This window comes from Anaerococcus sp. HMSC068A02 (genome assembly GCF_001811125.1).
In the GTDB taxonomy this organism is placed as follows: domain Bacteria; phylum Bacillota; class Clostridia; order Tissierellales; family Peptoniphilaceae; genus Anaerococcus; species Anaerococcus vaginalis_C.
Genome location: NZ_KV803774.1, coordinates 119025 through 131344, shown reverse-complemented (window position 1 = coordinate 131344; position 12320 = coordinate 119025). Strand labels below are relative to the sequence as shown.

The window sequence follows — 12320 nt, the reverse complement described above, 5'->3', positions numbered from 1 at the left end:
GTCAGATATTCGTGCTTGAGGGTTTGTTTACGCTTTGAGACTTAAAATCATCTCCAGCCTTTAATTTTTTTAAACTTTTAATTTTAACTTAAACAAAATATTAAATATTTTTGTAAAGACAAAAATTAAAATTGCAAATATTACAAAATTAATTATAGAGAATCCTTTGAAAACAGATTGTTGAAAAATCATTGTTCCACCACATGCGCAAAGCAAAATTATTAAAACTTTCGCAAGATTTTCTATAGGTTTTAACAAAACCATCTTTCCAGATTTTTCTGTTTTTGTTTTTTCTATCAAAGAATATGAAACTGTAAATACAAGTAAGGAAAATATTATTAATCCAGCCAAAGCTAAGTAAGAATTATCATAATTTGAAGCAGGTCTTAAAATCACTTTAATTATTTTGTTAAAATAAGATGTGTCATCAGGAATTTTATTTTCAATTAAATATATTAAAGACCTTTCATATAAAGATTCGCCTTTGAATAACATATTTAAACTGTCCCATATAGCATTTACAATATCAATAAAGAAAAAAGTCATTACGCCTAGTCCAACATGACCTAAAATATTTCCTGCCATAAAACCTACTGACAAAATTGTAAGATAAAGAGCTGACAAAAATCCAAAATTTTTCAAATTTCCTGGAATATATTTGACGCCAGTTTTTAAAATTTCAAAATTTGAAGTTTTTACTATCATATAATTTAAAATTGAGCTTATCAAAACAAATCCAAAAATAATCATAAGCCCAAATATAATTTTCATTAGAAAATCTTTTTTCTTTGTCCATGGATAAGTTCTGGCAAATTCATAATAAGAAGTTGAATGCTCCATTGATGAAAATAAAAATCCCAAAACTAAAACCACAATCATACCCGTAATACTTATAGGAATTGAAAAGAAATTATTTGTTTTTTCCTTCATCTCTTTTGACAAATAGTTATAGCTAGTTAGGTTTTGCAAATATTCTCCATTTTTCAATTGATATTCATCATATTTTTTCATTTCCTCTTCACTTGCTTTTGAAAAATCAAAATTATCATACTTGCCAAATTCATATTTTTTTGCCATTTTTTTAAAAATAATATCATTTTTTTCAAAGAATTCTTTATCTATTACTACATCTTTTTTGTATTTCTTGCCTGTATTAGCCATGATATTTATTTTATTTGTAACATCAACCAAAGAATCATGTTTTTCTTCCAAGGTATTTGTTTGGAAAACTCCATAAAAAAGAAGGCTAACTAAAACAGCAAGAATTATCCAAAATCCATTTCTTATTGTAAGAATTTTAATTTCTTTCTTAAAGTCTTTCATTATTTATTCCTTCCCTTCTCCCAATAAAAATTATCCTCAATTTTTGATTCCAAAACATCAAATTGTACAATAGATTCATTTCTTTTTATATCATCAAGAATATTTTCCCTATTATCAATCAAAATTGTATAAACTCTTCCCATATGAAATCTCAAAACAGATTTTTCAAGAATTTTTGGATCTAATTCATCCTTTACAACCACTTGCAACTTAACAAATTTTTCCTTATTTTGATAAAGATTTGTAAGTTTTCCTTCCTTAGAAAGATAAAGAGTTTCATCAGCAACTTTTGCCAATTCCTCAAGCTCGTGGCTTGATGCAAGAACAGTTCTTCCTTCTTCTTTTAAATCTAAAATATAAGTAAGAATAATCTCCTTATTTAAAACATCCATCCCATCAAGAATTTCATCCAAAAGAATTACTTTTGCATTTGTAGAAATAGTAGCCAAAAGCCCAATCAAATTTTTATATCCTTTTGAAAAAGATCTCAAAGATTTTTTTAAATCTATATTATTTTTTTCAAGCTCTTTTTTTGCAAATTTTTTGTTGAAATTCGGATAAATAACTTCATAATATTCAAGCATTTTTTCAACCGATATATAATCAAAATAATCAAACCTATCAGGCAAATAAACAATATTTTCCAATATGTGCTTATCTTCCGCACAAGATTTACCAAAAACATTAACCTTGCCCAAATCTTTTTGAAAAATATCAGCCATTACTTTTAAAAGAGTAGTTTTGCCAGATCCATTTCTTCCAACCAAAGCATATATTTTTCCTTCTTCCAAAGAAAAATTTACATCTTCCAAAACCTTATTTTCCCCAAAAGATTTATAAAGGCTCATTACTTCCACAGCCATTAGAGTCCTCCTTGCTCTTTTCATAAATATTTCTAATCTTTTCAAAACTTATTCCATAAAAAATACATTTCAAAAAAATATCGTAGAGTTTTTTCTCGAGTTTTTCTTTTTTTACATCAATTATTTCATCATCTAAACTTACAAAAGTCCCAAGACCTTTTTTTGTAAGCAAAATTCCTTCTTCTTTTAATTTGTTGTAGGCTTTTTGAACGGTAGATTGATTAATCAAAAGAGCTTTTGATAAATCTCTTACAGATGGCATAGTGTCGCCATCAATCAAAATTCCTTGAGCAATCATTAATTTTGTTTGCTCAACGATTTGTTCATTCAAAGGAATTTGAGATGAGCTATTTAAATCAAACATAAAAACCCCTTCCTATAATTTCTGTGTGGTGTATGGTGTATCTCCATACACTTCTTAATTCAATTATAACTAGATTATTTTTCTTGTCAAATATTTTTTTGAAATTTATTTTAAAATTTTTCAAAGAAAAAAACCTAGATAAAACTAGGTTCAGACTGTTAAAAAACTAAAAATTTCCCCATTTCGAGCGAACGTAGTAAGTCGAGAAATCTCATGAGATCTCTCCGTGCGTTCGTTTCACTCACTTAGTCGAGATGGTACGTAGCTTAATTTTATTTTTGAATTATTAAACAGACTTTGTCTACGCTCTCAAACCTAGATAAAACTAGGTTTACATTAATGGGGCAAATGGTTTTACTATGAAAGCTATTATTTTTTTATAAATTGGATAAGATTTTACATCGTCAAGGCTTATTTGTTTTCCTATATCAAAACTTATTTCAAAATCTTTTAATATTTCATTAATTACTGGATGTTTGTGAATATAGACTCCACATTCAAAATTTAAATAAAGAGCTCTATAATCTACATTTACTGATCCTACTACTGCTTTTTCATTATCTGAAACCCAAGTTTTTGCATGGATAAATCCTGGCAAATATTCATATATTTTAACTCCGGATTCAATTAATTTTTTGTAATGAGATTTTGCTAGCATATAGGGAATTTTTTTGTCTGGAATTGCTGGAAGAATTATTCTTACATCTACTCCTCTTTTTGCTGCAAAAGTTAAAGATTTTGTCATTTCATTATCTATAATTAAATAAGGCGTCATGATATAGGCGTAATCTTTTGCTGTATCTAGTATGTGCATATAAATATTTTTGAAAAATCTTTCTTTTCTAATCGGATTATCTCCAACTCCAATCATATAGCCTTGTGACTTTTGTGGATATGTTTGTAAATATCTTTTTAAATCTTCTTTTTCTTCGCTATCCCACAATTGCAAAAACATAATTGTAAATGATTGAACTACTGGGCCTTTTAATCTTATAAAAGTATCTTTCCAATGGCCAAACCTTTCTTCTACATTTATATATTCGTCAGCCAAATTTACTCCGCCTGTAAAAGCTACTTTGCCATCTACTACCAAAATTTTTCTATGATCTCTGTTGTTGTGGTAGGTTGATATTATTGGAATTATTGGAGAAAAAACTTTGCATTTTATTCCAAGATTTTCCATCTCTTCTGGAAAATTTTTTGGTAGATTTAAAATTGCATTTGTTCCATCATACATAAGTCTTACTTCAACACCCTCACTTGCTTTTTGTGCAAGCTGTTCAAGAATTGTCCCCCAAAAATATCCTTGGTGTATTATAAAAAATTCTACAAAAATAAAATCCTTAGCGCTTCTTATCGCCTCAATAATATCATTAACTGCGTCATCTCCAACTCTGTAATATTTTGCATCATTATTTTTGCTTACAGGATATGAGCCGTAATCATTTAAATATTTTACTAAATTATAAAATTCCTTATCTTCATTTTTTAATTCTTCTACCAAATCTTCATCGATTGTGTGCAGATAATTGGTTTCTTCTTCGCTATCCATAATTGAGCTTTCTTCGATTTTTTTTCCTATATCAATTCTTGATAAGATAAAAAACATAATTCCAAAAGTAGGAAAGGCTGCAATTAGAAAAAACCAAGAAAGTTTTTCATAAGGATTTACATCCATCGACAAAATTACAAGCAAAGAAATTGCCGCTATCAATGCTGATGATCCAAAAATTACAGATGGGTCGATTGAAAGATGTCTAAGTATTGCCATAAAAATAAAAATTTGAGCAAGTACCAATAAAACATACAAACCCGCCCTGCCAAAAACAACTTTCAATAAAGATGATTTTGTTTTTTCAACAAATTTGTTATCGTTTAATATTTTTTTAATTTTTTCATTATATTTTTTCATATTGTTATTATACTTTTTCATGATATTATTATACCTAATTTCGCCTTATTTTAACAGGATAAAAATTTAAAATATTTTATTAAAAAATCTAACAAAAATCTTCTTATTTGCTTATTTTCATTAATATAACTATAATAGTTCTATAAGAATGAATTAGTATTTTTTTTTAAAGGAGTTATATGAAATCTTGTAAAAATAATGAAAAAATTTTGCTTATTAATGACTTTCTTTCAAGTGGAAATATTGGTGGAAGTCTTTGCAAAAGTGTTTTAAATTTTTATTCTTTTGATGTAGATTTTGTACCTACAGCTTTAATTTCAAATATGTTTTCTCTAAAACCCATAGAAATTTTTGATTCTAGTAATTTTTTGACCAATACTCTTGAAGTTTATAAAAAGCAAAACAGAAAATATAAGGCAGTTTTTGTGGGCTTTGTTTTAAATTTTAATCAGGCAAAAATAATTTGTGATTTTGTAAAAGAAAATAATCTATTTATGGTACTTGATCCAATCATGGGAGATTCTGGAAAAATCTATAGTGGTCTTGATAAAAATATTGTAGAAATTTATAAATATATGGCAGATTATGCCCATATAATTATTCCAAATCTCACAGAGGCAAGGCTTTTGACTGATAATAAATTTAAAAAAGCTCATGATATTGTAGATTATTATGAAAATATCGGTAAAAAATTTATTATTACAAGTGTTGAAGATGGAAACAGACATTTTATTTTGGCTAAGGATAAATATTTTATAGAAGAAGATTATAAATTTTTAGACAAGTCTTTTGGCGGAAGCGGGGACTTGTTTGACTCAATTTTTTTGGCAAATTATTTGAAAAATAATGATTTTTTACTTGCAATTAAAAATACAAGGGATATGATAGCTTGTATTCTTGATATGCAAATTAAGATTGATGATAAAGCAAATGATATTAGTATAAATGAAATTTTGAAAAAATTATAGAAAGTGAGGTAGTTTTTTGATTAAAAATAAATATTGGAAAAGGGCCTTGCAAATTGCTTGGCCGTCTGTCTTGGAGTCATTTTTTATTTCTTTGGCAGGCTTAATTGATACCTTCATGGTTTCATCAATTGGTTCATCAGCAGTTGCTGCTATTGGACTTACAACCCAGCCAAAATTTATCGCCCTTTCCTTTTTTATTGCAATTGCAGTTTCAGTTTCAGCCCTAGTTGCAAGAAGAAAAGGCGAAGAAGATAAAAAAATGGCGAACCAAACTATGGTTACTGCAATGATTGTAGCTGTTAGTTTATGTATAATAATCTCTTCAATTTTTGTAATATTTACTCCACAAATTATAAAACTTGCAGGATCATCTCCTGACACTCACGATTTGGGAGTTTCATATTTTAAAATTATAATGGCAGGAATGATATTTAATGTAATTTCCATGACAATAAATGCAGGTCAAAGAGGAAGTGGAAATACACAAATAGCCTTTACAACAAATCTAGTTTCTTCTATTATAAATATTTTTTTCAATTATTTACTTATAAATGGAAATTTTGGTTTTCCAAAATTAGGAGTAAAAGGAGCTGCAATCGCAACAGTTTTGGGAGCTTTTGTTGCAGCAGTTATGAGTTTTTCCTCATTATTTAGAAGATCATCATATATGTCCTTTGGGCTTATAAAAAAATATAAACTTACTTTCTCAAATTTTATATTTAAAGAAATTTTTGGACTAGGCTCAAATATTTTTATAGAAAATATTGCAGCAAGAATTGGATTTTTGGTTACAGCAATTACAGCCGCAAAACTTGGAACAGACCAATTTGCAGCTCACAATGTAGGAATGAATTTGCTTTCTCTTTCATTTTCATTCGGGGATGGTATGCAGGTTGCAGCAGTTGCCCTTACAGGAAATGCCCTCGGAGCAAGAAAAAAAGAAGAAGCAATAAAATATGGAAAAACTTGCCAAGAAATTGGCTTAACAATTTCAATAATAATATCTGTTATTTTGGTATTATTTAGAAAAAATATTTTCAGATTATTTTTTGATGATGACAAAATAATAGCTATGGGCTCTGTAATAACTTTTTATCTTATATTCATAGTTATTTTCCAAATTTCCGAAATAATTTTTGGAGGAGCTTTAAGGGCAGCAGGCGATGTAAAATATACACTTGCCGTAAGTTTGATTTCAATTACCTTTATAAGATCTGCTGCAACAATATTTTTTGTAAATATTATTCATTTGGGACTTCAAGGAATTTGGATAGGAGTTTTAGCCGATCAAGTTTCAAGATTTATTGGCTTATGGACAAGATTTAGAAAAGGCGATTGGGTCAATATAGAAATTTAATTAAATGAGATTTTAATTATATATTATAAAATAAAAATATTTTTCACATAAATATTTGAATTTTTCTTCAAATCTGGTATATTATACTTACTATCGGTTAAGATAGTAAGTATATTTTTTTAAACAGGGGGATTAAACAATGAAAATTAAAAAAGTATTACCAGTATTAGCATTAACAGTTGCTTTAGTAGGATGTGGAAAAAAAGCTGACACAACATCAAACGCTTCAAGCACACCAGCTTCAACAACAACTACAGAAAAAGCTGATTCTAACGCTAGTTCAATGGAAATGAATTCAAACAGCGCTAGTACAATGGACTCAAATGCTAGTTCAATGGACTCAAACGCTAGTTCAAATAACTAATTAAAATTTGAAAACAAAAAAAGAGCAAGAATTTCTTGCTCTTTTTTGTTTAAAATTTATATTGAAATTTCTTAAATAAATTATATTTAAGTCTAAATAACCATATTCCAACTTATATTTAAAATAACATCCGTATAGATTTTAATTAATATTTTAAAATTTTGATTATTTTTTTACATTTTTATAAATTTGTTTTTAGCTTTCGATAAAAAAAGTTTAGTATAATAACTTGATTTATGAATTACTATTTCTTTATATATAGGAACATCTATTATATCTTTAGAGAATTTTGTCTTGAAAGTATTTAGTGATTTAAGGCTAGGATGGTATTCTGAACCTATCCCCATAAGGTCTAAACTTCTAACTTTAGTCTCATTTTGAAGGTAGTCTAATATATGAGCAATTATTAAATCTGGCCCAAAATTTTGTTGACCTTTTTTATTAGATGCTGCAAAATAATATGTAGCAAAATCATCATATACAATTACTATCGCCCAGGATAGTACATCATTATTTTCATCCCTTACAGTAAAAAGCTTTGAATATCCACTAGATTTTTTATCATTTAGACTATTAAAAAATTTCCAATAATTTTCTTCACTCAAAATATCAAAGCCATCATGTCTTTTTTTAGTGTCTTCCATTATCTTATAGACATCAGAAAAATCTTTTCTACTAATATTACTTTCATCATTTACTCTAAATTTAGCTTCCCTAATGGCCTTTCTTAAATCTCTCCTACCTCTTTTATATATTTTTGAGTAAGTATCATCTAAATTTTCACCTAACTTGATTACGACTGTTTTATCATAGGATAAAACTACATTTTCCTTTTTAGCGAAGTCATAATCATGATAAATTCTAAGTCTAATATAATCAAAATAATTACTCTTATTTCTAACAAACTTTTCAAGTTGTTTTATAAATATCTCCTCTACATCTCTACTTGGTTTTTTATTCCATACAGGAGCAGATCTTGCCCACAAAAAATTCATTTTCTTTGCTCTATATTCTCTTAAACATAGTATAGAACGGTACTCCCCTCCCATAGAAAATTCAAAATATCCAAATATCTTCCTATCTTTTTGATTTTGTTCATAAATTTTAAAATAAGAACTAGCCTCAAACTCATAGGTGGGATATAATTTAATTTTATAATCATATTCCTCTTCGCTAATTTCATTAAATGTATAAGAATTTACTTCTTTATTCATAATATCTCCTAAATAATAAAAATATTTTCATAAATGTATCTTACTCTTTTCATTTGTTTTATCTAATAAAATATATTTATAAATAATTTACTATAAAAATATTGCAAAACATCAAATATTAAGCTGTTATTAAAATTTTTATAATTTATTTTGTTTTAATCTTTTTTTATCAACATAATCAACAATGGTTCAAATATTTTTACAATATATAAATTTTATCCTAACTAACGATTATGATCTAAAAAATTTCAAAAAAAGATAGATGAAATATTTGTTTCATCTATCTTTTTGTTAAATCACCTTTAAGGATGATTTTTTTGAATTAATCTATAATTAATTGTTTATTTGTAATCTTACTGTAGATGTTAAAACATCTGAGTAGCTGTATGATACAGTTCTTTCTGCATCAAAATCATTATTTACTTTTATTGTAAATACACTTGGGAAAGCGTCTAAAATTATACCGCTTTTGGTAACAATTCTTTTTCTACCCTTATCAGCTTTTAAAGTAACTTCTTTTCCTACGTTTTTTTTAACTTCTGACCTTATTTCACTAACTGATTTAAATTCCATATATCCACCTTCCATGCATTTGTATATATTATACAACAAAATTGTGGATAAGTCAAATTAGCGTAATATTATACGCCAGATTAAAAATCTTGTCAAATATTTTTATAAAAGGCTCTGTAAGCTGTAAAGGTTGAGTAGAAGTCTGCTTTCGAAATTAATTCTATTGGTGCGTGCATAGAAATTACTGGTGTTCCACAATCAACTACATCCATTCCATATTCTGCAAGAATATAGGCGATTGTTCCTCCGCCACCTTGATCAACTTTTCCAAGCTCTCCTGTTTGAAAAATTACTCCATCTTTATTAAAGGCAAGTCTTACTTGTGATAAATATTCTGCATCCGCATCATTTGATCCGCCTTTTCCGCCGGAACCTGTATATTTTGTAAGAGCAACTCCGTGAGAAATTTGAGCTGCGTTTTGGCTTTCTGTTGCATCTTTAAAGTTTGGATCTTCTGCCAAAGTTACATCAGCTGATAAAACTTTTGAATTTCTCAATGCCCTTTTAAATTTAATCAAATTAAATTCTTCTTTTAAATTCATTATTTCTAAAAGAGTATTTTCAAAAAATTGTGAGGTCATTCCTGTTGCTCCAACTGAACCAATCTCTTCCTTGTCAACAAAAAGTCCTACCAAAGTTTTTTTACTTTCTTTTATATCAAGCAAAGCTCTCAAAGCTGCGTATGAGCAAACTCTGTCATCATGGCCGTGGGCTGCTATCATTGATTTATCAAAGCCAACTTCTCTTGCTTTTCCTGCAGGAACTACTTCAAGTTCTGCTGTTATAAAATCTTCTTCTTCAATTCCATATTTTTCATTTAAAATTTTCAAAATATTTTTCTTTACTGGATTTTCTTTTTCATCTAATAGTGGTCTATTGCCAACTATAATTGACAATTGCTCGCCTGTTATAACTTCTTTTGCAGATTTTTCCATCAATTGTCTTGATAAATGTATTAAAAGCTCTGAGATGAAAAATACTGGCTCATCTTCTTTATCCCCAATTGAAATATCTACTTTTTCTCCATTTTTTGTAAAAACTACTCCGTGAAGGGCAAGGGGCATATTTGTCCAATTATATTTTTTTACTCCCCCATAATAATGAGTTTTTAAATAAGCAAGGCCGTTTTCTTCTGTAAGTGGAACTGGTTTTAAATCAAGTCTTGGTGAATCAATATGACCTCCAACTATAGCAAGTCCTTCTGATAAATCTTCACTTCCTATGTGAAACATAGCTACAGCTTTATTTTTATTTACTGCATAGATTTTATCTCCAGAATTTATTTTTCCAGTTTTTATTTTTTCTTCAAGGTCAACATAACCTGCTTTTTTTGCTAAATTTATAATTTCTTTTGCAGCAAGTCTTTCAGTTTTTCCCTTGTCCAAAAAATCCATATAATCTTTTGAAAGACTTTCTAATTCTTTTTCTTGGTCTTGGGATAAATTTTCCCAGACATTTTTTCTTTTGTACTCTGTCATTTTTTTCTCCTAAATTAATTTCCATATATTTTTTGCATACTCAAGAGGATTATCAATTTCAAGTCCTTCTATAAGTTTTGCTTGATCAAATAAAATATTTACTATCATTTTAAATTCGTCAGAATTTTCTTTCAAATCTTTTTCTAATAGTTTATAGGCCTTGGAATTTTTATTAATTTCTAAAACTTTCTCCGCCTTTATATCTGGGGCATTTACTTGAGATTTTAAAGTTTTTTCCATCTCAATTGAAACATCTCCCCTTTGTTTTATCATTGAAATTACATCTTCTGATAAATTATCTGAAATTTTTACATCTACTACTTCTTCTGGTAAAATTTCTTTTATTTTTTCAATCAAGTCCTTGTTTTCCTCGTTTTCTTCTTCATCTTCATCAACTTGGTTTATTGATTTAAAAGGAATTTCCTTGTAAGCATTTAGCATTTTTATTAAAAATTCATCCAATTTTTCATCAAGTAAAAGAACATCCTTGTCCTTGTCTACTGATTTTAAGGATGGAGAATTTTTGATTTTTTCTAAATTTTCTCCAACTGTATAAAGGATATTTTCATCTGTTGATTTCAAATCTTCCTTGTATTCATTTAATGAAATCATCTTATCTTTCCTATAGGAATTAAACAATAATAAATCTTCTAGCCTATCTTTTTTTCCTCCAAAAGATTCATAAATTGCAACTTTCAAATTATTGCCAAATTCTTTGAAAAATATTTGGTATTTTTCCCTATCGTCTTTCATCAAATCCATTAAGTGAGATCTGATTTTATTATTTATTTGTTTAGCAATAAATCTTAATTCTCTTGTTTCTTGAAGGGTTTCTCTTGAAATATTTAGGGAAATATCGTCACTTTCAACAACTCCCTTGGCAAAAGAAAATTCATCTTCAAGTAAATCTTCATGCCTATCTTTTATTTTTACTCCTGATGAATAAAGTTGTAGACCTTTTTGATAATCTTTTGAATAAAAATCAAAAGGTGCTTTTCTTGGAATATAAATTATCGCCCTAAATTCAACAGTTCCTTCTATGTTTAAATGAATCCATGATAAAGGATCATCAAAGCCAAAGCCTTGGTCCTTGTAGAAATTTATATAATCTTCATCAGTCAAATCTTTTTTAGATTTTTTCCAAATTGGAATTTCAGAATTTAAAACTTCTACTTCCTTGTAATCCTCATATTCTGGATTTTCATCAGTAGAATCTTTAGTTTTTCTTGACTTTGTAACTTCCATTTTGATTGGGTATCTGATGTAGTTTGAATATTTTCTTACAAGTTCTTTGATTTTATATTGGTCAAGATAAATATCATAGTTTTCGTCTTCCGTATTTTCTTTTAAAAATAAGGTAATATCTGTTCCATTTTCTTTTTTGTCGGATTTTTCAATTTCATAGCTTTCGGCATTTTCACTTATCCATTTATAAGCTTGGTCATCTTTTTTGGTATTTACGATTATTTTTTTGCTTACCATAAAGGCTGAATAAAATCCAACTCCAAATTGTCCAATTAAATTATTTAAATCTTCGCTTTCAATTTCTTTTTTGAAAATTTCTGTACCAGATTTTGCAATTGTTCCAAGATTTTCTTCCAAATCTTTTTCATCCATTCCAATTCCAGTATCCCTTATTGTTAAAGATCTTTCTTCCTTGTTTGGAATTATTTCGATATAATAATCTTTTTTGTCTACGTTTTTATCTGATTTTAAATCTTTATAATATAATTTATCAATAGCATCTGAGCCATTTGATATTAATTCCCTAAGAAAAATATCTTTGTTTGTATAGATTGAATTTATCATCAAATCCATAACTTTTTTGGCTTCTGCTTTAAATTCTTTTTTCATAAATCCTCCTTAGCACTTCACATTGCCGACTGCTAATATTATACTTACTC

The 12320-nt window shown here is 27.7% G+C and carries 11 protein-coding genes; 3 read left to right on the top strand and 8 right to left on the bottom strand.

What is annotated here, in order from left to right; all coding sequences use genetic code 11:
• Positions 1-69: 69 nt before the first annotated feature.
• The 4 genes from HMPREF2782_RS09155 to cls form a co-directional block, all read right to left on the bottom strand.
• On the bottom strand, positions 70-1323 hold the full coding sequence (locus HMPREF2782_RS09155; RefSeq protein ID WP_070642581.1) for a hypothetical protein: 1254 nt from the start codon (positions 1321-1323) through the stop codon (positions 70-72).
• The gene (locus HMPREF2782_RS09150) at positions 1323-2186 is read right to left on the bottom strand and encodes an ATP-binding cassette domain-containing protein (RefSeq protein ID WP_070642578.1); all 864 of its coding nucleotides are present in this window, start codon (positions 2184-2186) and stop codon (positions 1323-1325) included. Before HMPREF2782_RS09150 ends, HMPREF2782_RS09155 begins: the two co-directional genes overlap by 1 nt.
• Positions 2158-2550, bottom strand: coding sequence for a GntR family transcriptional regulator (locus HMPREF2782_RS09145; RefSeq protein ID WP_070642575.1), 393 nt, complete (start codon positions 2548-2550; stop codon positions 2158-2160). Before HMPREF2782_RS09145 ends, HMPREF2782_RS09150 begins: the two co-directional genes overlap by 29 nt.
• Positions 2551-2881: 331 nt before the next feature.
• A complete protein-coding gene (cls, locus tag HMPREF2782_RS09140; protein ID WP_083304918.1) occupies positions 2882-4483 on the bottom strand; it encodes a cardiolipin synthase in 1602 nt (533 codons plus the stop codon).
• Positions 4484-4641: 158 nt separating this feature from the next.
• Between cls and HMPREF2782_RS09135 the strand changes: the two genes are divergently transcribed.
• The 3 genes from HMPREF2782_RS09135 (at position 4642) to HMPREF2782_RS09125 (ending at position 7151) form a co-directional block, all read left to right on the top strand.
• Positions 4642-5430, top strand: a complete 789-nt coding sequence (locus HMPREF2782_RS09135; RefSeq protein WP_019118202.1) for a bifunctional hydroxymethylpyrimidine kinase/phosphomethylpyrimidine kinase — start codon at positions 4642-4644, stop codon at positions 5428-5430.
• Positions 5431-5446: 16 nt separating this feature from the next.
• Complete coding sequence (locus HMPREF2782_RS09130; RefSeq protein WP_070642573.1) at positions 5447-6787, top strand: MATE family efflux transporter; 1341 nt, start codon at positions 5447-5449, stop codon at positions 6785-6787.
• 139 nt (positions 6788-6926) lie between these two features.
• The gene (locus HMPREF2782_RS09125) at positions 6927-7151 is read left to right on the top strand and encodes a hypothetical protein (protein ID WP_070642570.1); all 225 of its coding nucleotides are present in this window, start codon (positions 6927-6929) and stop codon (positions 7149-7151) included.
• Between the two features lie 173 nt (positions 7152-7324).
• Here HMPREF2782_RS09125 and HMPREF2782_RS09120 read toward each other — a convergent pair whose 3' ends face one another.
• The 4 genes from HMPREF2782_RS09120 to htpG all read right to left on the bottom strand — a co-directional run bounded on the left by HMPREF2782_RS09120 (position 7325) and on the right by htpG (position 12270).
• Positions 7325-8365, bottom strand: a complete 1041-nt coding sequence (locus HMPREF2782_RS09120; RefSeq protein WP_070642568.1) for a GNAT family N-acetyltransferase — start codon at positions 8363-8365, stop codon at positions 7325-7327.
• A gap of 333 nt (positions 8366-8698) precedes the next feature.
• Entirely contained in the window at positions 8699-8938 is a 240-nt protein-coding gene (locus HMPREF2782_RS09115; protein WP_019118205.1) for a Veg family protein, read from the bottom strand.
• A gap of 92 nt (positions 8939-9030) precedes the next feature.
• Positions 9031-10416, bottom strand: a complete 1386-nt coding sequence (locus tag HMPREF2782_RS09110) for an aminopeptidase (protein WP_070642566.1) — start codon at positions 10414-10416, stop codon at positions 9031-9033.
• A gap of 9 nt (positions 10417-10425) precedes the next feature.
• On the bottom strand, positions 10426-12270 hold the full coding sequence (htpG, locus tag HMPREF2782_RS09105; protein ID WP_070642564.1) for a molecular chaperone HtpG: 1845 nt from the start codon (positions 12268-12270) through the stop codon (positions 10426-10428).
• Positions 12271-12320 lie beyond the last annotated feature (50 nt).

What these genes read in the sequence shown, in the direction of transcription:
- HMPREF2782_RS09155 (WP_070642581.1), bottom strand. Translation starts at nt 1,323, where the DNA reads ATGAAAGACTTTAAGAAAGAAATTAAAATTCTTACAATAAGAAATGGA.
- HMPREF2782_RS09150 (WP_070642578.1), bottom strand. Translation starts at nt 2,186, where the DNA reads ATGGCTGTGGAAGTAATGAGCCTTTATAAATCTTTTGGGGAAAATAAG.
- HMPREF2782_RS09145 (WP_070642575.1), bottom strand. Translation starts at nt 2,550, where the DNA reads ATGTTTGATTTAAATAGCTCATCTCAAATTCCTTTGAATGAACAAATC.
- cls (WP_083304918.1), bottom strand. Translation starts at nt 4,483, where the DNA reads ATGAAAAAGTATAATAACAATATGAAAAAATATAATGAAAAAATTAAA.
- HMPREF2782_RS09135 (WP_019118202.1), top strand. Translation starts at nt 4,642, where the DNA reads ATGAAATCTTGTAAAAATAATGAAAAAATTTTGCTTATTAATGACTTT.
- HMPREF2782_RS09125 (WP_070642570.1), top strand. Translation starts at nt 6,927, where the DNA reads ATGAAAATTAAAAAAGTATTACCAGTATTAGCATTAACAGTTGCTTTA.
- HMPREF2782_RS09120 (WP_070642568.1), bottom strand. Translation starts at nt 8,365, where the DNA reads ATGAATAAAGAAGTAAATTCTTATACATTTAATGAAATTAGCGAAGAG.
- HMPREF2782_RS09115 (WP_019118205.1), bottom strand. Translation starts at nt 8,938, where the DNA reads ATGGAATTTAAATCAGTTAGTGAAATAAGGTCAGAAGTTAAAAAAAAC.
- HMPREF2782_RS09110 (WP_070642566.1), bottom strand. Translation starts at nt 10,416, where the DNA reads ATGACAGAGTACAAAAGAAAAAATGTCTGGGAAAATTTATCCCAAGAC.
- htpG (WP_070642564.1), bottom strand. Translation starts at nt 12,270, where the DNA reads ATGAAAAAAGAATTTAAAGCAGAAGCCAAAAAAGTTATGGATTTGATG.